The sequence below is a fragment of the Paraburkholderia xenovorans genome (assembly GCF_046030735.1).
GTDB classification, from domain to species: domain Bacteria; phylum Pseudomonadota; class Gammaproteobacteria; order Burkholderiales; family Burkholderiaceae; genus Paraburkholderia; species Paraburkholderia xenovorans_A.
This window is the reverse complement of record NZ_JAQQBV010000045.1, coordinates 20,011-40,120: the sequence shown is the minus strand read 5'-3', so window position 1 is coordinate 40,120 and position 20,110 is coordinate 20,011. Positions and strand designations below refer to the sequence as shown.

General features: G+C 64.4%; 18 protein-coding genes. 15 read left to right on the top strand and 3 right to left on the bottom strand.

What is annotated here, in order from left to right:
• Positions 1-390: 390 nt before the first annotated feature.
• The 4 genes from rpmH (at position 391) to yidC (ending at position 3,078) form a co-directional block, all read left to right on the top strand.
• Positions 391-525 (top strand): 50S ribosomal protein L34, encoded by a 135-nt coding sequence (gene rpmH / locus PQQ51_RS30495; RefSeq protein ID WP_004198824.1) that lies wholly within the window; start codon positions 391-393, stop codon positions 523-525.
• 14 nt (positions 526-539) lie between these two features.
• The gene (locus PQQ51_RS30490; protein ID WP_408500916.1) at positions 540-1,040 is read left to right on the top strand and encodes a ribonuclease P protein component; all 501 of its coding nucleotides are present in this window, start codon (positions 540-542) and stop codon (positions 1,038-1,040) included.
• 118 nt (positions 1,041-1,158) lie between these two features.
• On the top strand, positions 1,159-1,389 hold the full coding sequence (gene yidD / locus PQQ51_RS30485; RefSeq protein WP_007180115.1) for a membrane protein insertion efficiency factor YidD: 231 nt from the start codon (positions 1,159-1,161) through the stop codon (positions 1,387-1,389).
• 30 nt (positions 1,390-1,419) lie between these two features.
• Complete coding sequence (gene yidC, locus PQQ51_RS30480; protein WP_408500915.1) at positions 1,420-3,078, top strand: membrane protein insertase YidC; 1,659 nt, start codon at positions 1,420-1,422, stop codon at positions 3,076-3,078.
• Positions 3,079-3,241: 163 nt separating this feature from the next.
• Here yidC and PQQ51_RS30475 read toward each other — a convergent pair whose 3' ends face one another.
• A complete protein-coding gene (locus PQQ51_RS30475) occupies positions 3,242-3,646 on the bottom strand; it encodes an XRE family transcriptional regulator (protein WP_408500914.1) in 405 nt (134 codons plus the stop codon).
• A 385-nt stretch (positions 3,647-4,031) separates the two neighbouring features.
• Between PQQ51_RS30475 and mnmE the strand changes: the two genes are divergently transcribed.
• The 3 genes from mnmE to PQQ51_RS30460 all read left to right on the top strand — a co-directional run bounded on the left by mnmE (position 4,032) and on the right by PQQ51_RS30460 (position 7,123).
• On the top strand, positions 4,032-5,426 hold the full coding sequence (gene mnmE, locus PQQ51_RS30470; RefSeq protein WP_408500913.1) for a tRNA uridine-5-carboxymethylaminomethyl(34) synthesis GTPase MnmE: 1,395 nt from the start codon (positions 4,032-4,034) through the stop codon (positions 5,424-5,426).
• 178 nt (positions 5,427-5,604) lie between these two features.
• Positions 5,605-6,822 carry a tyrosine-type recombinase/integrase gene (locus PQQ51_RS30465; protein WP_408500912.1) on the top strand — a complete coding sequence of 406 codons (1,218 nt, stop codon included), beginning with the start codon at positions 5,605-5,607 and terminating at the stop codon, positions 6,820-6,822.
• Between the two features lie 139 nt (positions 6,823-6,961).
• A complete protein-coding gene (locus PQQ51_RS30460; protein ID WP_408500911.1) occupies positions 6,962-7,123 on the top strand; it encodes a hypothetical protein in 162 nt (53 codons plus the stop codon).
• Positions 7,124-7,230: 107 nt separating this feature from the next.
• On the opposite strand, the gene PQQ51_RS30455 is transcribed toward PQQ51_RS30460, so the two are convergent.
• Positions 7,231-7,566, bottom strand: coding sequence for an ecotin precursor (locus PQQ51_RS30455; RefSeq protein WP_408500910.1), 336 nt, complete (start codon positions 7,564-7,566; stop codon positions 7,231-7,233).
• A gap of 320 nt (positions 7,567-7,886) precedes the next feature.
• Here PQQ51_RS30455 and PQQ51_RS30450 point away from each other — a divergent pair, with 320 nt between their 5' ends.
• The 7 genes from PQQ51_RS30450 to PQQ51_RS30420 all read left to right on the top strand — a co-directional run bounded on the left by PQQ51_RS30450 (position 7,887) and on the right by PQQ51_RS30420 (position 16,693).
• The gene (locus tag PQQ51_RS30450) at positions 7,887-9,512 is read left to right on the top strand and encodes a methyl-accepting chemotaxis protein (RefSeq protein WP_408500909.1); all 1,626 of its coding nucleotides are present in this window, start codon (positions 7,887-7,889) and stop codon (positions 9,510-9,512) included.
• A 69-nt stretch (positions 9,513-9,581) separates the two neighbouring features.
• Positions 9,582-10,046, top strand: coding sequence for a chemotaxis protein CheW (locus tag PQQ51_RS30445; protein ID WP_408500908.1), 465 nt, complete (start codon positions 9,582-9,584; stop codon positions 10,044-10,046).
• The gene (locus PQQ51_RS30440) at positions 10,043-11,461 is read left to right on the top strand and encodes a CheR family methyltransferase (RefSeq protein ID WP_408500907.1); all 1,419 of its coding nucleotides are present in this window, start codon (positions 10,043-10,045) and stop codon (positions 11,459-11,461) included. Before PQQ51_RS30445 ends, PQQ51_RS30440 begins: the two co-directional genes overlap by 4 nt.
• Positions 11,454-12,155 carry a chemotaxis protein CheW gene (locus PQQ51_RS30435; RefSeq protein WP_408500906.1) on the top strand — a complete coding sequence of 234 codons (702 nt, stop codon included), beginning with the start codon at positions 11,454-11,456 and terminating at the stop codon, positions 12,153-12,155. Before PQQ51_RS30440 ends, PQQ51_RS30435 begins: the two co-directional genes overlap by 8 nt.
• Positions 12,152-14,491, top strand: a complete 2,340-nt coding sequence (locus PQQ51_RS30430) for a hybrid sensor histidine kinase/response regulator (RefSeq protein WP_408500905.1) — start codon at positions 12,152-12,154, stop codon at positions 14,489-14,491. The genes PQQ51_RS30435 and PQQ51_RS30430 overlap by 4 nt, the downstream gene beginning before the upstream one ends.
• A 17-nt stretch (positions 14,492-14,508) precedes the next feature.
• On the top strand, positions 14,509-15,522 hold the full coding sequence (gene cheB, locus PQQ51_RS30425) for a chemotaxis response regulator protein-glutamate methylesterase (RefSeq protein ID WP_408500904.1): 1,014 nt from the start codon (positions 14,509-14,511) through the stop codon (positions 15,520-15,522).
• Positions 15,523-15,583: 61 nt separating this feature from the next.
• Positions 15,584-16,693 (top strand): diguanylate cyclase, encoded by a 1,110-nt coding sequence (locus PQQ51_RS30420; protein WP_408500903.1) that lies wholly within the window; start codon positions 15,584-15,586, stop codon positions 16,691-16,693.
• Positions 16,694-16,696: 3 nt separating this feature from the next.
• Here the strand turns inward: PQQ51_RS30420 and mdeB are convergent, their stop codons facing one another.
• Positions 16,697-19,426 carry an alpha-ketoglutarate dehydrogenase gene (gene mdeB, locus PQQ51_RS30415; RefSeq protein ID WP_408500902.1) on the bottom strand — a complete coding sequence of 910 codons (2,730 nt, stop codon included), beginning with the start codon at positions 19,424-19,426 and terminating at the stop codon, positions 16,697-16,699.
• Between the two features lie 152 nt (positions 19,427-19,578).
• On the opposite strand from mdeB, the gene PQQ51_RS30410 reads away from it, so the two are divergent.
• A complete protein-coding gene (locus tag PQQ51_RS30410) occupies positions 19,579-20,106 on the top strand; it encodes an Lrp/AsnC family transcriptional regulator (RefSeq protein ID WP_408500901.1) in 528 nt (175 codons plus the stop codon).
• Positions 20,107-20,110 lie beyond the last annotated feature (4 nt).

Below are 20,110 nucleotides of genomic sequence, written 5' to 3'. Positions count from 1 at the left end.
GTTATGATGTGCACGGCGGTTCGCCGCTGCCCCTGTCGCGGATACGCAACAAGGCCCTGAGCAGTCGGGCCGAACCAGGCGCAAAGGCTCCAGGCGCTTGTGCCACAAGGGTTTGCGGGGCAAGCGAGCCGGAGCGGCGTGCAGGATTTTTGGGAAGTAAGGCGAGATTCTAACGCCAAAACGATGCCGAAAGGGAGTTATCCACAGGGACGGATCAACTCGCGAAGTCCGCGCGGATCGCCGCCAAACCTGGCTAAACTATTGACGGCCAAAAGAAAACCGGTTTAAATAGCGGGTTCCGCGAAAACCAATTCTGTAAACCTCCGGCCATTGCCGCTTCAGCGATGATCGTGCGGTTAATTTTCGATCAGTCGATCAAGTGAGAGCAACATGAAACGTACTTACCAACCTTCCGTTACCCGTCGCAAGCGCACCCACGGCTTTCGCGTTCGCATGAAGACCGCAGGTGGCCGCAAGGTCATCAACGCACGTCGCGCGAAGGGCCGCAAGCGCCTCGCCATCTAAGGTTGGCGAGCGGATTGCGCGCTCTGTCTGTGCCAACAGGCGAGACCCGCGGCGAAGCGGGAGCGGCAGGGGCGCCGCAACAGGGCTCGGTTCCGTTGCGAGCGCAAGCCGCCTTCCCCAAAGCCGCAAGGCTACTGAAAACGGATGAATTTTCATCCGTTTTTCGTTTGCGCCCGTGGCGCCGCACCGCGCACTTCGTGGTGTACGGCCGGCCCACCGGCAACGACGCTCGCCTCGGTCTCGTGATCGGCAAGAAATATGCGCCGCGCGCGGCCACGCGTAATCTGGTACGTCGAATCGCACGCGAAGCTTTCCGGCTGCGTCGCGCGGAATTCGGCGGTTGGGATGTGCTGCTGCGTCTGCACACGCGCTTCGACAAGAAAGCTTTGCCGAGCGCGTCGTCGCCCCCGTTGAGGGCGCTGTGCCGCAGCGAGATTGAGGCGCTGCTCGATAAGGCAGCGCGCGAAATTGTCCGTCGCGAGGCGCCGCCCGCGGAAGCGCCCAAGACGGAATGACGCTCAAGTGAGCGCCCGCCATGCAGCCGCCCGGTTCACCGGCGCGGCTTCAGCAGCCCGGCTGCGCGGGTCTCACCCGGTACTCCACGTTGCGCGGCGCCGTCCGGCCGCACCAGCCATGCAAACGGTACTCATCGCTTTATTGCGTTTCTACAAGGTTGCCGTCAGCCCCATGCTCGGCAACCGGTGCCGTTTTTACCCTTCCTGCTCTGATTACGCGCGCGAAGCAATCCAGTATCATGGCGCCGCGCGCGGGACTTATCTCGCCGCCAGGCGTATTTGCCGCTGCCACCCGTTTTCCGCGGGCGGCATCGATCTCGTCCCGCCTCCCACTTCTGAAAAGCGCTGACGCGCCGTTCCATCGACACTGAGACAACGCATGGATATCAAACGCACCGTCCTATGGGTCATCTTTTTCATGTCAGCGGTCATGCTGTTCGACAACTGGCAACGCGACCACGGACGCCCGTCGATGTTCTTCCCGAGCGCCAACCCGACCAAGACCGTCGGTAGCGCCGAACCGGGAACCACGACGCCGGGAACCCAACCCGCCGATTTGCCGGCCACCAACGCAGCAGCGCCGGCCAATGCGCCGGCGGCAGCGCAATCGCAACTGATCAAGTTCAGCACCGACGTTTACAGCGGCGAGATCGACACCCGCGGCGGCACGCTGTCGAAGCTGTCGCTCGTGAAGCAGGGCGACGGCAAGCAGCCGGACCTCGTGATCACGCTGTTCGACCGCACCGCGAACCATACGTATCTGGCGCGCACGGGCCTGCTCGGCGGCGATTTCCCGAACCACAACGACATCTACACGCCGCTGCCTAACCAGCCGCACGATCTGACGGGCGACGAGAAGTCGTACCAGATCAGCTTCGAGTCGCCGGTAAAGGGTGGCGTGAAGGTCATCAAGACCTACACGTTCACACGCGGCAGCTACGTGATCGGTGTGGATACGAAGATCCAGAACGTCGGCACGGCGCCGGTGAGCCCGTCGGTCTACATGGAACTGGTGCGCGACGATACGCCGGTGGAAACGCCGCGCTTCTCGCACACGTTCATCGGCCCGGCTGTGTACACCGATCAGCACCACTTCCAGAAGATGACGTTCAGCGACATCGATAAAAACAAGGAAGACTTCGCGAATTCGGCCGACAACGGCTGGATCGCGATGGTGCAGCATTACTTCGCGTCGGCGTGGATTCCGACGCAAGGTGTGAAGCGCGACATCTACGTCGAGAAGATCGATCCGACGCTGTATCGCGTGGGCGTCAAGCAGCCGGTCGCGGCGATCGCTCCGGGTCAAACCGTCGACGTGTCCGCGCGTCTGTTCGCCGGTCCGGAAGAAGAGCGCATGCTCGAAGGCATCGCGCCGGGTCTGGAACTGGTGAAGGACTACGGCTGGGTCACGATCATCGCGAAGCCGCTGTTCTGGCTGCTCGAAAAGATCCACAGCTATGTCGGCAACTGGGGCTGGGCGATCGTGCTGCTCACGCTGCTGATCAAGGCGGTGTTCTTCCCGCTGTCGGCCGCGAGCTACAAGTCGATGGCGCGCATGAAGGCGATTACGCCGCGCATGCAGGCGCTGCGCGAACGCTTCAAGGGCGATCCGCAGAAGATGAACTCGGCGCTGATGGAGTTGTACAAGACCGAGAAGGTCAATCCGTTCGGCGGCTGTCTCCCGGTCGTGATTCAGATTCCGGTGTTCATCTCGCTGTACTGGGTGCTGCTGTCGTCGGTGGAAATGCGCGGCGCGCCGTGGCTTCTGTGGATTCGCGATCTGTCGCAGCCCGATCCGTTCTATATCCTGCCGGTGCTGATGGCCGTCTCGATGTTCCTGCAAACGCGTCTGAACCCGACGCCGCCGGACCCGGTTCAAGCCAAGATGATGATGTTCATGCCGATCGCGTTCTCGGTCATGTTCTTCTTCTTCCCTTCCGGTCTGGTGCTGTACTACGTGGTGAACAACGTGCTGTCGATCGCGCAGCAGTACTACATCACGCGGATGATGGGTCAGTCGAAGGCGAAAGCGGCCTGATGAAGGCGGCGGCGCAGGCGGGCGATCCGATGTTGAGATTCGTGAGCTAGCGTCCGCGAAGTCGACATAGGCCACGCAACGCGTTGCCGCAAAAAAAGCCGCCCGGTGTGAACCGGGCGGCTTTTTCCATTGGTGCGGTTGATATGTGATTAGCGCGCGGCGCTTACTCCTCGTCGTCCTCACCGTAGAAGCGCACGATCATTTCCTCGACCAGATTCCGGTCTTTTGGCGTCAGCGCCTCGATCTTCGAAGCAAGTTCGATCGTTTCAGGCGACGGCTGATACTGCTGGCTACGCGGCACCGGCCGTTGCCGCGCACCGGGCGAAGGCCCGTAGTGCAACCAATGCACCTCGACCTTAAGCCACTCGGCGAGCGTCTGCAACTTGTCGGACGTTGGAATCGTCGTACCCTTCAACCACTTGTGCGCGGTCTGCGGCGAAACCGGGTGAGCGCCGCGATGCCGAAGATTGAATTGCTCGGCGAGTTTGGTCCCGCCGCGAATCTTCAGCGGCTCCAGGAGGTCCTTCAGCCGTTTGGCGAAGGCAGATTTTTCTTTGACGGTTGGCATGGGCCAGATTGTGCAATTCAGCATCCAACCAGTTGACAACCACTCAAGCTAATGCTTGGCTTATTTGAGATAGATTTTAGCTTGCATGCCGCCCTGAATAAAGGGTCAAGGTGATCGCAGGTTTTTCGATCTTTTCCTTATCTGGCTTGACTTTCCTCAAGGCCATCGTCTTAGTTTGGCCGATCAATTCTTAAGAATGTCGGTAGCACTCCTAGCCCGTTTAAGATAAATCCTAATTTTCACGGATGGCATTGTGGAACCGCCATAGGCCACCCGGCCGAGGGGGCAATCGCAGGCGCCCGCGTTACAATGCGTCGCGCCGTGCGTCCATCAGTGTCCGCCACGCCGCGCTTTCCTTCTCTCCGTTTTTCTGCCGCCCTTTTCCATGCTCTCCACCGATTCCGATCCGATCGTCGCCATTGCCACCGCTCCCGGCCGGGGCGGAATCGGCGTCGTGCGGATTTCGTTCGGGCGCGCTGGCGAAGCCGCCGCGCAACCGTTGATGCAAGCGCTCACGGGTCAGACGCTCGCGCCACGTCACGCGAGTTATGTGCCGTTTCTCGACGGCAACGGCAGCGCACTCGATCGCGGCATCGCGTTGTACTTTCCCGCGCCGCATTCGTACACCGGCGAACACGTGCTCGAACTACAGGGTCACGGCGGCCCGGTCGTGCTGCAACTGGTGCTGCAACGTTGCATCGAGGCCGGGCGCGTTTTTGGTCTGCGGCTTGCCGAGCCTGGTGAATTCACGCGTCGAGCGTTCCTCAACGACAAGCTGGACCTGGCGCAAGCCGAAGCCGTCGCCGATCTGATCGAGGCGAGCACGGAAGCGGCCGCGCGCTCGGCCGGCCGCTCGCTCGACGGCGCGTTTTCGCGCGACATCCACGCGCTCGTCGAAGAAGTGATCACGTTGCGGATGCTGGTCGAAGCGACGCTCGACTTCCCCGAAGAAGAAATCGACTTTCTCGAAGCCGCGGACGCCCGCGGCAAGCTCACGCGCATTCGCGAACGGCTCGCGCATGTGCTTGGCGAGGCGCGTCAAGGGGCGTTGCTGCGCGAGGGCTTGTCGGTGGTGCTCGCGGGGCAGCCGAACGTGGGCAAGTCATCGCTCTTGAATGCGCTGGCCGGCGCGGAGCTGGCGATCGTCACGCCGATCGCCGGCACGACGCGCGACAAGGTCGCCCAGACCATCCAGATCGAAGGCATCCCGCTGCATGTGATCGACACAGCCGGGCTGCGCGATACCGACGACGAGGTCGAAAAAATCGGCATCGCGCGCACGTGGAGTGAAATCGAGCGCGCGGATGTAGTGCTGCATCTGCTCGACTCGCGAACCGGAATGACCACCGAGGACGAACAGATCGCCGGGCGTTTTCCAGGCGGCGTGCCGGTGGTGCGCGTGCTGAACAAGACAGATCTGGCGGGGCTCGCGCCATCGGTGAATTCGCTCGACGCGGATCTCGAGCTGAGCGAAGTGCGGTTGTCGGCGAAACAGGGCGATGGCGTCGCGCTGTTGCGTGGCGAGTTGCTGCGGATCGCCGGCTGGCAGGCGGGCGCCGAGAGCGTGTACCTCGCGCGCGAGCGGCATCTGATCGCACTGCGCGCGGCCGAAGAGCATCTGGCTACCGCCGCCGCGCATGCCGATCAGAACTCGCAAGCGCTGGATCTGTTCGCTGAAGAACTGCGCCTTGCCCAGGATCAGTTGAATTCGATCACCGGTGAGTTCAGTTCCGACGATCTACTCGGCGTGATTTTCAGCCGGTTTTGCATCGGCAAGTAGAACGAGTTCGTTCAATTCCGCAGAAAGTTCGGCTGGCAAAGACCAGGCAAGCGCGTTTCCTTCACCGCGCGCATTCTGATTGTCGCTATCTGCGTACCCAAACCACGCCAGTTCTTTGGTACACAAATCGCACACGGTTTAAAATCCGGGTTGCCCTTGCACCCACGCTTTACCGCTCATGCCCAAACTCGCCGTCCCTCTGACCGAAAGCCAGGTCCGCGCGCTCGAGCCGCGCGCCACCCGTTACTCCGTCGCCGACGGCAACGGTCTCGTCATCGAAGTGATGACCACCGGCAGCAAGATCTGGCGCTTCCGCTATTCGTTGAACGGCAAACGCCAACCGCTCGCAACGATCGGCGACTACCGGATGATCTCGCTGCGCGTCGCCCGCGCGAAAGCGCAGAAGTATGCGGAGATGGTGGCGAGCGGCGTATCGCCGGTCGCCACCGCGCGCCGGGACCGCGGCGCGGAAGCCAAAGCCGACGTGCTGCGCGAGGGCGCCGAGCTCTATCTCGCGACAGAGATGGCCGGCAAGTCCGACGAATACCGCCGCACCACGCGCCGCGCGCTGGACAAGGACGTGCTGCCGGCGATCGGCGGCAAGCGGATCAAAGCCGTGACCGACGAGGACATCCGCACGATCTGCGAGCAGATCAAGAGTCGCGGCTCGCCGAAGATGGCGCTGCACACGCGCAACGTGGTCAAGCGGCTTTACGAATTCCTGATCGCGCGCCAGCTCGCCACGACCAATCCGGCCGAACTCGTGCCGGCGAGGTTCATCGCGACGCCGGACAGCCGCACCCGCGTCCTGGCTCCCGACGAAATCGGCGCGATGCTGCGCTCGATCTACGCATCGAGCATTCGCCGTCCGCTGAAACTGGCATTGCATCTGCTGGTGCTGACGATGGTCCGCAAATCGGAGCTGATCGAAGCGCGCTGGTCCGAGTTCAAGCTGGACGCCGCGCTGTGGAAAATCCCCGCCGGGCGCACGCAGCGGGATCGTGAGCATCGCGTGTATCTGCCGCAGCAGGCGGTTGCGCTGCTGCGCGAGTTACAAGCCTCGCGGGCGAGCGGAAATTATGTGTTCCCCAGCGTCCGGGGCGACGACCGCCCGATCGCGAAAAGCACGCTCAATCAGGCGGTCAAGGCACTCGGGCTGGAAGTCGAGCATTTCGTTCTGCATGATTTTCGGCGTACCGCATCGACTCATCTGCTGGCGATGGGCCAACCCGCCGAGGCAATCGACGACGCACTGGCGCGCGCAGTCAAAGAAAGCCGAAGCACGGCGGCGAACAACCGCGCAGACCAGATCGAGCAGAAACGCACCGTGCTGCAGCTTTGGGCAGATTTTGTCGACGCGCAAATCGACGGAAACCACCACGTCGCAATCGGCTAGATACATCGAACAAAGCCACGGCGCGGGCGTCATCACGCCATTCCCCCTCGCCGTCCGCCAATCTCTTTTAACGACCCTGCTTTCCGCTCATCCATCGCCTAAACTGGAAGACCGACGCGACCTGACACGGAGGCTCCCCATGTCCGAATCATTGATGGCTTATATGCTGGGACCTTTGGTCATGCTGGTGGTCGGCGGGGCGATCTGGGCGATATCCCACACGCGTCACAAGTCGAAGCCGGAGCGCCTCGAGCGCTGGCTCGATACGCACTACGCCGAGTGGCTACACCACAGGCACTGATTCCATCGCGGTGCAGAAACCAAAAAGGCCGTTGCGAATTGCGACGGCCTTTTTGTCTTACCCGCGCGCATCGAACTCAACGATTTTCACGCGCGCCAACCCCAACCTCACCACCCCGGCTGCTGCGGATAACCGTACTGTGCCGGGGGCGGCGCACCGCAGGCGACATACGCACGCTGATACTGGTCATAGCAGTATCCCGGCGGCGGCCCGGCGTACACCGGCGCGGGCTGATACACCGGCTGGGCATACACGGGTTGGGCATAAACCGGCTGCTGGTAAGCCACCACCGGCGCCGGGTTCAATGCCGACGTGACCACCGCACCCAACACCGCGCCGCCGATCAGCGCTCCGACCACATCGCCGCCATTGCCATGAGCGGATGCTTGCCCCGCCACGCTCAGACTCCCGACCATCAACAACGCCACCGCAATCTTTTTCATGTTTCGCTCCCGCCGTTCAGGCATGGAACAGATTGTGGGGGTCGAACGCGGAAATAGATGCTGCAAGTGGTAACCGGTCATTACCGATGTAACGCCGCATCGGATAGCCAGAAGAGCCGGATCCCGCTGTCCCGCCCAAGAGTGAAAACCCTCTGTGAGCCTGCGCACCCCGCCTGATTCCTTTGATCAATGTAAAATTCGCGCTGATAAGCCGTCGGACCAATCCGACGACCCGTAAAGCTTTCCGAGCCCCGCCCCCGCGAATTTTCTGCGGCGGACGGCAAGCATCGAGATCAAGCAAAAAAGTAAGGGGCGTTCGCGTGAAACAATGGACCATCCGGCAACGGATTCTGTGCAGCTTCGGGATCGTGCTGATCGTGATGCTGGCAATGGCGGCCGTCACTTTCGAACAGCTCGGCGGCATCGACCGCGACGCGCGAAGCCAGCAACAGGACTCGATGCCCGGCCTCTACTACGCCACCGCAATGCGCGCGGCCTGGTTCGAAAACTACACCGTCACGCAGCGCCTGATCTACGTGGACACGGACCCCGATTCGGTCAAACGCGACACCGCGCGCCTGTCGGAGACGCAGCAAACCCTGCAGAAGCTCTTCGACGACTACGGCGCGACGATTTTCCGCCAGGTCGACCGCGAGCTTTTCAACGATTTCCGTCAGCAACGCGCGCAGTACGTGCCGATCCAGGCGACGCTGCTCAACACGTTGCCGGGCTCGAAAGACAATGCGGCGCGTATCTTCAACACGCAACTCACGCCGGTCTGGGAAACCGGGCGCCTGTCCGTGCGCAAGCTGGTCGACAACAACAAGGGCTACGCGGACGAAGCGTCCGAAAGCATCCGCCACTCGGTCGACGCCACGCGCATCGTGCTGCTGGTGATGCTGCTGATCGCCGCCTTCGTCGCCGTGCTGGCCGGCTACTGGCTGCTGCGCGCGGTCACCACGCCGATGGCGAAGGTGCTGCAGGTCGTCGACGTGATGCGCACCGGCGATCTCACGCAACGTCTGCACCTGAATCGCGCGGACGAAATCGGCGCGCTCGAAACCGGCTTCAACCGCATGACCGACGAACTCACCGCGCTGGTGGGCCAGGCGCAAAAGTCGGCGGTGCAGGTCACCACGTCGGTGACGGAAATCGCCGCGACGTCGCGCGAACAGCAGGCCACCGCGAACGAAACCGCCGCGACCACCACCGAGATCGGCGCGACGTCACGCGAGATCTTCGCGACCTCGCGCGATCTGCTGCGCACGATGAACGAAGTCTCCGAAGTGGCCGGCGAATCGGCCGCGCTCGCGGGCACCGGCCATGCTGGCCTCGCGCGGATGGAGGACACCATGCGTCTCGTGATGGAAGCCGCCGGCTCCGTCAACGCGAAACTCGCGATCCTCAACGAGAAGGCAAGCAACATCAACCAGGTGGTCGCCACCATCACGAAGGTCGCGGACCAGACCAACCTGCTCTCGCTGAACGCCGCGATCGAAGCGGAAAAAGCCGGCGAATACGGCCGCGGCTTCGCGGTCGTCGCAACGGAAATTCGCCGTCTCGCCGATCAGACCGCGGTGGCCACCTACGACATTGAACAGATGGTCAAGGAAATCCAGTCGGCGGTCGCCGCCGGCGTGATGGGGATGGACAAGTTCTCCGAGGAAGTGCGCCGCGGCATGCTCGACGTGCAGAACGTGGGCGGCCATCTCACGCAGATCATCCAGCAGGTGCAGGCGCTCGCGCCGCGCTTCTCGATGGTCAACGAGGGGATGCAAACGCAGGCCACCGGCGCCGAGCAGATCACCCAGGCGCTGACGCAACTGTCCGAAGCCGCGCAGCAGACCGCGGAATCGTTGCGCCAGTCGACCCAGGCGATCGACGATCTGACGCATGTCGCCAACAGCCTGCGCACCGGCGTGTCGCGCTTCAAGGTGCAAGCCTGACGCCGCGCGGCGGGCTGCCTTCGGGCATCACGACAGCGGCCCGCCCATCAACCGCCCACTCACACGCCCATGCTCTTCATCCTCTTCACGCTCGATAGCGAACGCTACGTGATCGACGCGACGCAGGTGGAGCGCATGAAGTCGCTCGCGCCGCAGTCGCCGCCCAAGCAGATCCCCGGCGCGCCGTCGTGGGTCGCGGGCGTGCTCGATCACGAGGGCGCGCCGCTGCCGGTGATCGATCTGCCGGCGCTCGCGCTCGGCCGGCCTGCCGCGCAACTGATGTCGACGCGCGTGGTGCTGGTGCGTTATCCGATCGCGGGCAGCGTGCGTTTGCTCGCGCTGCTGCTCGAAGACGCAACGCGCACCATTCGTCTGGATGCCGAAGCTTTTCACGACCCCGGCATCGAGATGCCGCACACGCGTTATCTCGGCCCGGTCGCGAGCGACGCGGGCGGTCTCGTGCAATGGATCCGCGTCGAGCATCTGTTGCCGGACGAAGTCAAAGCGCTGCTGTTCCCCGAGGCGCACGCATGAACGCGCATCACGACAACGCACCGCTCTATCGGCGTTTCGCCGAGTTGCTGCATCGGACTATCGGGCTCGATGCGGCATCGCTCGGACATAGCGCGATCGAGCGTGCGGTCGATCTGCGCGCCGCCGCCTGGTGCGCGGACGGCCATGCCGACGCGTCGCTCGCCGACTACTGGGACGCGGCGCAGACGTCGCCCGCCATCGTGCAGGCGCTGGTCGAAACGATCGTAGTGCCGGAAACCTGGTTCTATCGCGACGCCGACGCGTTCCGCGCACTCGCCCGGCTCGCGCAGGAGCGACTGGATCAACGCGGCACGGCGCTGCCGGTGCGCATTCTGAGCCTGCCCTGTTCGACCGGCGAAGAGCCGTACACGATCGCGATGAGCCTGCTCGACGCGGGCATCGATCCCGCGCATTGGCGTATCGACGCGATGGATATCAGCGAGCGGGCACTCGCGCACGCGCGGCGCGCGGTGTATGGCCGCAACTCGTTTCGCGGCAATGCGTTCCCGTTTCGCGACGCGCATTTCACGCGTAGCGAAGACGGCTGGCGGCTCGCGCCGCGCATCGTCGACACGGTGCGGTTTGCTCAGGTCAATCTGATGCAGCTCGATGCGGCGGCGCTCGGCGTCTACGATTTCGTGTTCTGTCGCAACGTGCTGATCTACTTCGATCGCGACGCGCAGCACAGTGCGTTGCAGTCGCTCGATAGCGTGCTCGCCGAAAACGGCATGTTGTTCGTCGGTCCGTCGGAGACCGGATTGTTGATGCGCCACGGAATGCAGTCCGCGAAAATCCCGCTGGCGTTCGCGTTTTACCGTGCCGAGCCGGGCAACGCGCTTGCCGGCACCTGGCCTACCGCGCCGCTCGCCGATGCCGCTGCGCTCGCGATGACGCATGCGCCGGTTCCCGCGCTCGCGCCGTTGCAGGTGTTCGCGGCACGGCCTTTTGCGTGGCCGGATCCGGTCTCGCGTGAGCCGCTCGACGCAAGCGCTTCAACGCGCCTGAATCTCACCAAGGAAACGTCGCGCGACGGTAACGCACCGCAAGCGCCGAAGCCGTTCACCATCGCCTCGACGCCAACCAACCTCCCCGCCAGCGCCGCGCTCGACACGCTGCAAGCCGCACACGCACTCGCCGACGCAGGCCGTTTAAGCGAAGCCGCCGCCGCGCTCACCGCGTACCTCGAACAGCACGCGCCGCACGCCGACGCGTTCTATCTGCTCGGCGTACTGGCCGACGCAAGCGGCGAAACGAATCGCGCGCGCGGCCACTATCGCAAGGCGCTCTACCTCGACCCGCAGCACGCGGAAGCGCTCGCGCATCTCGCCACGCTGCTCGAACTCGAAGGCGATCGCGGCGGTGCGCGTCTTTTGAAGCAACGCGCGTCGCGCGCACAGGGAGCGCAACGTGATTGACTACCACGACACATCCACCGTGGCGTTCGACGATTGCTGGAATCGCATCGGCGTACGCGGCGATTCGTCGTGCGAGCGACTGGTCGAATATGTGCGCTGCCTGAATTGCCCGGTGTTCGAAGCAGGCGCGGCCAAACTGTTGAAGCGCCCGATCCCGCTCGTGGATCTTGCGCAGCATGAAGCCCGCACGCCGCAAGCGTATCAACACCAACATCGACACGACCCGCAAGGCGCGACCGAATCGTTCCTGATCTTCCGCATCGGCGACGAATGGCTCGCGCTGCCCACGGCCATTTTCAAGCGCATCGTGCAGACGCGGCCGATCCACAGCGTGCCGCATCGGCAGCATCGCGCGGTGTTGGGCGTTGTGAACGTGCAGGGCGAATTGCTGGTGTGCCTGTCGCTCGCGCATCTGCTCGGATTCGAATCGGACAGCGCCGCACGCGACGACAAAGCGCGCCACGAGATGCCCCGTTTGCTGGTGATCTCGCGCGCCGAGGAGCACGCGGTGTTTCCGGTGGACCAGGTCGACGGCGTGCATCGGATCGCCGTCGGCAGTTTTCGCGCGCCGCCCGCGACACTCTCGCAAGCCGCCGCCGCGCATACGCGCGCGGTCGCGCCGTGGCGCGGCATCAGCGTGGGCCTGCTCGACGCCGACGCGCTCTTCGACACCTTGAACCGGAGTCTCGGATGACGGACGACCCGCGCCGCCCGTCGCTGATCGACCTCTTCCACGAAGAGGCCCGCACCCAGGCACGCGTGCTCAACGACGGCCTGCTCGCGCTCGACCGCGCGCCGCGCGACGCCGCCGCGCTCGAAGCCTGCATGCGCGCCGCGCATTCGCTGAAGGGCGCGGCGCGCATCGTCGGCGTGCAGGTGGGCGTCGAACTGGCGCACGCAATGGAAGATTGCTTCGTCGCCGCGCAGGAGGGCCGCGCGCTGCTCAACGCCGCGTGGATCGACGAGTTGTTGCGCGGCGTGGATATCGTCGCGCGCATCGGCAATGACGAGGACGAATCGGCGGCGGATGCGGTGAGCGCTTGCGTGACGTCTTTGCAGGCGCATAGGGCCGGTGTCGTGCCGCATCGCGCGAACGTTTCTGCGCCCACGTCGGTCATGGTGAGCGAAACGTCGATGGCCGCGCCGGAAGCGGACCCGGACGAAGCGTTCAATCTGCTCGCACGAGCATTGCGCGCCGAAGCCACGCCGGCCGCTCCCGCGTTGGCCACCCCACCCGCGTTTCCGGCCCCGGCTGCATCGAACGAAGCCACCAGCACCGAGCCCGGCCGCATGCTGCGCGTACGCGCGGACAACCTCGACCGCCTGCTGTCCTTATCGGGCGAATCGCTGGTCGAATCGCGCTGGCTCAAGCCGTTCGCCCAATCGATGCTGCGCATCAAACGCGTGCAACGCGACGGCACCCGCGCGCTCGATCAGTTGCACGAAACGCTCGCCGACCTGAAGCTCGATCCGCTCGCGCACGCGGCGCTCGAAGAACTGCGCCGCCTCACCGCCGAATCGCAGCATCTGCTGGCCGAGCGTCTCGCCGATCTGGAAAGCTTCGACCGTCGCTCGACGCATCTGTCGCAACAGCTTTACGACGCCGCGCTGCAATGCCGGATGCGTCCGTTCGGCGACGGCACGAGCGGCCTCGCGCGGATGGCACGCGACGTCGCGCGCTCGCTCGGCAAGAAGGTGCGCCTGCAACTGGTCGGCGAATCGACGCAAGTGGACCGCGACATCCTCGATCTGCTCGAAGCGCCGCTCGGCCACATGCTGCGCAACGCGCTCGACCACGGGATCGAAGCGCCGGCCGTGCGCGCCGCGCGCGGCAAACCCGAGGAAGGCACGCTCACGCTCGACGCGCGTCACACCGCGGGCGCGCTGCTGATCTCCGTTTCCGACGACGGCGCCGGCATCGACGTCGAAGCGCTGCGCGCGTCGATCGTGCGCAAGAAGCTGACGAGCGAGGAAACCGCCGCGCAGTTGTCCGAGGCCGAACTGCTCGAATTCCTGCTGCTGCCCGGCTTCTCGCTGCGCGATCAGGTCACCGAGGTTTCGGGCCGCGGCGTCGGGCTCGACGCGGTGCACGACATGGTCAAACGCGTGCGCGGCACGGTGCGCATCACGCACGAAGCCGGCTTCGGCACGCGGGTGCAATTGCAGTTGCCGCTCACGCTCTCGGTGATCCGCAGCCTGCTCGTCGAGATCGCCGGCGAGCCGTATGCGGTGCCGCTCGCGCATGTGAACCGCACGCTGCACGTGAGCCGCGCGGACATCGAATTGCTGGAAGGCCATCAACACATCGCATTCGACGGCCGCCGCATCGGCGTGGTGACCGCGCATCAGATTCTCGAAACCGCGGCGTCAACGAATCAGACCGACACCGTCAGCATGATCGTGATCGGCGACGGCGCGCAGACTTACGGCGTCGTAGTCGACCGTTTTCTCGGCGAGCGGATGCTGGTGGTGCAACCGCTCGACCCGCGTCTGGGCAAGATCAGAAACATCACCGCCGGCGCGCTGATGGAAAACGGCGATCCGGTGCTGATCGCCGATGTCGACGACTGGCTGCGCTCGGTCGAAAAGCTCGTCGCGGGCGGCGATCTGCAACACGCGCAGCGCGGCGCGGCGCAAACCGCGCAACGCGCGACGCGCCGCGTGCTGGTGGTCGACGATTCGCTCACCGTGCGCGAACTCGAACGCAAGCTGCTGGCCACGCGCGGTTACGACGTGACGATCGCCGTCGACGGAATGGACGGCTGGAACGCCGTGCGCGGCGAACGCTTCGACCTCGTCATCACCGATATCGACATGCCGCGTATGGACGGCATCGAACTCGTCACGCTGATCAAGCGCGACCCGCAGTTGCAGTCGCTGCCGGTGATGATCGTGTCGTACAAGGATCGTGAGGAAGACCGCCGCGCGGGGCTGAACGCGGGCGCGGATTACTATCTGGCGAAAGGCAGTTTTCACGACGAGGCACTGCTCGATGCAGTGCGTGATTTGATCGGTGAAGCTTACGGCTAACACCTACGGATAAAACGATGAAGATCGGAATCGTCAATGACATGCCGCTCGCCGTCGAGGCGTTGCGCCGGGCGCTCGCGGCGCGCCTCGACTACGACGTGCTGTGGGTCGCGCAGGACGGCCAGCAGGCGGTCGATTTCTGCGCCGCGCAGCGGCCCGATATCGTGCTGATGGATCTGGTGATGCCGAACGTGGACGGCATCGAAGCCACGCGCCGCATCATGGCGCGCGCACCGTGCGCGATCCTGATCGTGACGGTGGACGTCGGCGCGAACGCGTGGCGCGTGTACGAAGCGATGGGCGCGGGCGCGCTCGACGCCGTGGACACACCGTCGCTGAACGGTCCGGACGCGCACAAGAGCATCGCGACGCTGATCGCGAAGATCGACCGCATCGCCGCGCTGGTGAAGGAACGCAATGCGCCGGGCGCGGCGGCGGCGGCAGCACCGTCGAATCCGACGAGCCGCGACACGCCGTTGGTCGCGATCGGCGCATCGGCGGGCGGCCCCGCTGCCTTGGCGACGCTGCTCGCCGGTTTGCCGAAGGATTTCGCCGCCGCCGTGGTGATCGTGCAGCACGTGGACGCCGCGTTCGCCACCGGGATGGCCGACTGGCTGAACCAGCAGTCGGCGGTGCCGGTGCGGATCGCGAAGGAAGGCGACCGGCCGCAACCGGGCGTCGTGCTGCTCGCCGCAACGGACGATCACCTGCACCTGAAGTTGCCCAACGTACTGGGCTACACGCCGGTGCCGACCGAAACGCCGTATCGGCCTTCCGTCGACGTGTTCTTTCAGAGCGTGGTGGCGCGCTGGCCGGCGCGCGCGCTCGGCGTGCTGCTGACCGGCATGGGCCGCGACGGCGCAATCGGTCTCAAGGCGATGCGCACCAAGGGCTATCACACGATCGCGCAGGACGAAGCGACCAGCGCGGTGTACGGGATGCCGAAAGCGGCGGCCGCGCTCGACGCCGCTGCGGCCATCCTGCCGTTGCCGAAGATCGCCGCGGCGATAGCGGCAGCAGTCGCGCGATGAACGCATATCGACTCGACCTCGGCCGTTTCGGATCTTTGAACATTTTTTCTGGCTGACCAACATGGACACTCGCAAACCGCATCAGGACGACGCCGCGCAGGACTTCGCCGAAGTCGACGCGAATGCGCACGCGCACGCGGTGGACGCGCCCAATCACGCGATCGACGACGCACTCGCGCGCATCCTCGGCCATCCGCCGGCGGCGGAGTGTCCGATCATGGTGCTGCTGGTCGACGATCAGGCGATCATCGCCGAGGCGATTCGCCAGGCGCTGGCCGGCGAGTCGAGCGTCGACTTTCACTACTGCGCGTCGCCGGAAGAAGCGGTGCGCGTGGCCGAGGAAACCCGGCCAACCGTGATCCTGCAAGACCTCGTGATGCCGGGCACCGACGGTCTGACGCTCGTGCGCCAGTACCGGCAGAATCCGGCCACGCGCGACATTCCGATCATCGTGCTGTCCACCAAGGAGGAGCCGCTCGTGAAAAGCGCGGCCTTCTCCGCCGGCGCGAACGACTACCTGGTCAAGCTGCCCGATCGCATCGAGTTGCTCGCGCGGATTCGCTATCACTCGCGCTCGTACCTGAACCTGCTGCAACGCGACGAGGCCTATCAGGCGCTGCGCCAATCGCAGCAGCAGTTGCTCGCGACCAATCTGGAATTGCAGCGGCTCACGCATTCGGACGGTTTGACGGGTCTGTCGAATCGCCGTTATCTCGATCAGTATCTGGCCGCCGAATGGCGCCGCGCGACACGCGACAACACCGCGCTCGGCTTTCTGATGATCGACGTGGATAACTTCAAGGCCTACAACGACACCTACGGGCACGTCGCCGGCGACGAAGTGCTCAAGCGCGTCGCGCAGACCGTCGAATCCTGTCTCGGACGCTCGCCCGATCTCGCGGCGCGCTTCGGCGGCGAAGAGTTCGGGGTGGTGCTGCCGGGCACGTCGTCGGGCGGTTTGCGTTTGCTCGCCGAAAAGATTCGCCTCGCCATCGAAGGGCTCGGCATTCCGCATACGGGGTCGGCGAGCGGCGTCGTGACGATCAGCATCGGCGCGGCGGCTATCGTGCCCGCCGCGGCCGAGCCGGTCACGAAGCTGATCGAAACAGCGGACGTCGGCCTGTATCAGGCCAAGCGTGATGGGAAGAATCAGGTGGCCGTGAGCGGCTGACGCTCAGCATTGCCACGAAGCCGCGTTGAGCGGCTTGTCGCCGCGATACTTTTTGCGCGCGTCGGCCAGCACGCCGGCTTCGATTGCGCGCTCGTCCACCAGCGCTTTCAGCGCCGCGATTACGATCGCCGTGCGATCCACTTCGAAGAACTCGCGTAACGCCTGCCGCGTGTCGCTGCGGCCGAAGCCGTCGGTGCCGAGCGTCACATAGCGGCGCGGCACGTACGCCCGGATCAGTTCGGGCAGCGCGCGGACGTAGTCGGTCGCGGCGATAACGGGACCTTGCGACGTCGAGAGTGCGTTCGTCACATACGGCGCGGCTGTCGATTCGCCATACCGCTCGAGCCGTTCCGCCGCCATCCCGTCGCGCTGCAATTCGGTGAAACTCGTCACGCTCCACACGGCGGCTTCGATCTGCCAGTCGTCCTTCAACATCTGCTGCGCGGCGATCACTTCGCCGAGAATCGCGCCCGCACCGAGCAGCTGAACCGAGGCTTGCGTTTGAGCGGCTAACGGATAAATCCCCTTGAGAATTCCTTCCCGCAGCGCCTGCACATCGCCGCCGGGCACTGAGGGCTGCGCGTAGTTCTCGTTCATCACCGTCACGTAATAGAACACGTCGCGCTGCTGTTCGACCATCTCACGCATTCCTTCGTCGACGATCGCGGCCACTTCATATGCAAACGCCGGATCGTACGCGCGGCAGTTCGGAATCGTCGACGCCGCCAGATGGCTCGTGCCGTCCTGATGCTGCAAGCCCTCGCCGCCTAACGTCGTCTTGCCCGACGTCGCGCCGATCAGAAATCCGCGCGCGCGCTGGTCGGCCGCCGCCCAGATCAGATCGCCGATGCGCTGGAAGCCGAACATCGAGTAGTAGATGTAGAACGGCAGCATCGGCAGGTCGTGCACGCTGTATGAGGTCGCCGCCGCGATCCACGACGACACCGCGCCCGCTTCCGAAATGCCTTCTTCGAGAATCTGGCCTTTCGTGTCCTCGCGGTAGTACAGCATCGAACCGAGATCTTCCGGCTCGTACAGTTGCCCAAGCGGCGAATAGATGCCGACCTGGCGGAACATGTTCGCCATGCCGAACGTGCGGGCTTCGTCCGCGACGATCGGCACCACGCGCGAGCCGATTGCGGCGTCCTTCAGGAGCGCGGTGAGCATGCGCACCAGCGCCATCGTCGTGGACATCTCGCGGCCGTTCGAATCCAGCGCGAATTGCCCCCAGGAGGACATCGGCGGCACGATCAGCCCCGTCGATGCGACTCTCCGCCTTCTGGGCAGATAGCCTCCCAAAGCAGCCCGGCGCGCGTGCAGGTATTGCATCTCCGGGCTGTCCTCCGCTGGTTTGTAGAACTTCACCTGTTCGACGTCCTCGTCCGTGAGCGGCAGGTGAAAGCGGTCGCGAAACGTCTTGAGGTCGTCGAAGCCGAGTTTCTTCTGCTGATGCGTGGTCATGCGGCCCTGGCCCGAGGTGCCCATGCCGAAGCCCTTCATCGTTTTCGCGAGGATCACCGTCGGCTGGCCGCGATGCGCGAGTGCCTTCGCATACGCCGCGTGCAGTTTGCGCACGTCGTGGCCGCCGCGGCGCAGACGGTCGATGTCATCGTCGCTCAATTGGGCGGCCAGCGCCGCGAGTTCGGGGTTCTGGCCGAAGAAACGCTCGCGGTTGTATGCGCCGTCGTTCGCCGAGAAGGTCTGGAACTGGCCGTCGACGGTTTGCGCGAACGCGCGCAGCAACGCGCCGCTGCGATCGCGCGAGAACAGCGCGTCCCAGTCCGAGCCCCAGATCACCTTGATCACGTTCCAGCCGGCGCCGATGAAATGCGCTTCCAGTTCGTCGATGATGCGGCCGTTACTGCGCACCGGACCGTCGAGACGTTGCAGATTGCAGTTGATCACGAACACCAGGTTGTCGAGCCCTTCGCGTGCGGCCAGCGACAACGCGCCGGTCGATTCCGGCTCGTCCATCTCGCCGTCGCCGAAGAAACCCCACACCTTGCGGTCATCGGTTTGCGCGAGGCCGCGGTTCGCGAGATAGCGCATGAAGCGCGCTTGATAAATCGCATTGATCGGGCCGATGCCCATCGAGCCGGTCGGGAATTGCCAGAAATCCGGCATCAACCACGGATGCGGATACGAACAAAGCCCAGGGCCGCCGATCTCGCGGCGGTAGTGCTGCAGGTTTTCTTCCGACAGAAAGCCTTCGAGAAAAGCCCGCGCGTACACGCCCGGCGACGAATGCGGCTGGAAGTACACGAGGTCGCCCGTGCCCGCGTCGCCGCCCGGCGCCGCGGCGCGAAAGAAATGGTTGAAGCCGACCTCGAACAGATCCGCCGCCGACGCATAGCTCGCGATATGGCCGCCGAGTTCGCCATACGCCTGGTTCGCGCGGACCACCATCGCCAGTGCGTTCCAGCGCAGCGCGGCGGCGAGACGCTCTTCGAGTTCGAGATTGCCCGGATAGCGCGGCTGCTCGTCGAACGCGATCGTGTTCTGGTACGGCGTGACGTTGGTGCGAGCCGATTCGACGCCCAGCGACAGCGCATGACTCGCGAGGCGATCGAACAGAAACTGCGCGCGGTCGCGGCCGACATGCGCGACCACCGCGTCGAGCGCCTCCAGCCACTCGGCGGTTTCCTGCGGATCGGCATCCTCACGCTCCGCATCGTGTGCACGCTGTGCATGCAAAGACTGCAACTGCTCGCTACCGCTGGACAAATCCGTCATGGCACCACTCCCGCATCCACGCGTTCGGCTCAAGATCGAGTGAGTCCATGGTACCCATCTGCCCACAAAATGAGCGTCTCATTTGCCTGCGATCGCGGTTCCGGATAGGCTAGTTATTCCGAATTTCGTCCTTACCATGGAATATTTCTACTATGTCCGCCCCACCTCGCAGGCTCGACCGTATCGACATCGGCATCCTGAGCCAGTTGCAGCAGAACGCGCGCATCACCAATGCGGATCTCGCGGCCTCGGTGAATCTGTCGCCGACGCCCTGCTTCAACCGGGTCCGCGCGCTCGAAAAACTCGGGCTGTTCAAGCAGCAGGTCACGCTGCTGAATCCGGAGCCGCTGGGGCTGCGGATCAACGTGTTCATTCAGGTGAGTCTGGAAAAGCAGGTGGAAGACGCGCTGCTGCGTTTCGAGCAGGCGATTGCCGAGCGCCCCGAGGTGATGGAGTGCTATCTGATGACGGGCGACGCGGATTATCTGCTGCGCGTGGTGATGCCGGACATGCAGACGCTGGAGCGCTTCATCGTCGATCATCTGACGAAGATTCCGGGCATCTCGAACATCCGCTCGAGCTTCGCGCTCAAGCAGGTGCGCTATAAGACGGCGCTGCCGCTGCCGTCGTCGGGATTGACGCTGGTCGATCCCGACGACGTGGCGACGGACTGGCGTTAGCGGG

Coding starts and splice junctions, on each gene's coding strand:
- rpmH (WP_004198824.1), top strand. CDS start 391: ATGAAACGTACTTACCAACCTTCCGTTACCCGTCGCAAGCGCACCCAC.
- yidD (WP_007180115.1), top strand. CDS start 1,159: ATGCAAACGGTACTCATCGCTTTATTGCGTTTCTACAAGGTTGCCGTC.
- yidC (WP_408500915.1), top strand. CDS start 1,420: ATGGATATCAAACGCACCGTCCTATGGGTCATCTTTTTCATGTCAGCG.
- PQQ51_RS30475 (WP_408500914.1), bottom strand. CDS start 3,646: ATGCCAACCGTCAAAGAAAAATCTGCCTTCGCCAAACGGCTGAAGGAC.
- mnmE (WP_408500913.1), top strand. CDS start 4,032: ATGCTCTCCACCGATTCCGATCCGATCGTCGCCATTGCCACCGCTCCC.
- PQQ51_RS30465 (WP_408500912.1), top strand. CDS start 5,605: ATGCCCAAACTCGCCGTCCCTCTGACCGAAAGCCAGGTCCGCGCGCTC.
- PQQ51_RS30460 (WP_408500911.1), top strand. CDS start 6,962: ATGTCCGAATCATTGATGGCTTATATGCTGGGACCTTTGGTCATGCTG.
- PQQ51_RS30455 (WP_408500910.1), bottom strand. CDS start 7,566: ATGAAAAAGATTGCGGTGGCGTTGTTGATGGTCGGGAGTCTGAGCGTG.
- PQQ51_RS30445 (WP_408500908.1), top strand. CDS start 9,582: ATGCTCTTCATCCTCTTCACGCTCGATAGCGAACGCTACGTGATCGAC.
- PQQ51_RS30440 (WP_408500907.1), top strand. CDS start 10,043: ATGAACGCGCATCACGACAACGCACCGCTCTATCGGCGTTTCGCCGAG.
- PQQ51_RS30430 (WP_408500905.1), top strand. CDS start 12,152: ATGACGGACGACCCGCGCCGCCCGTCGCTGATCGACCTCTTCCACGAA.
- cheB (WP_408500904.1), top strand. CDS start 14,509: ATGAAGATCGGAATCGTCAATGACATGCCGCTCGCCGTCGAGGCGTTG.
- PQQ51_RS30420 (WP_408500903.1), top strand. CDS start 15,584: ATGGACACTCGCAAACCGCATCAGGACGACGCCGCGCAGGACTTCGCC.
- mdeB (WP_408500902.1), bottom strand. CDS start 19,426: ATGACGGATTTGTCCAGCGGTAGCGAGCAGTTGCAGTCTTTGCATGCA.
- PQQ51_RS30410 (WP_408500901.1), top strand. CDS start 19,579: ATGTCCGCCCCACCTCGCAGGCTCGACCGTATCGACATCGGCATCCTG.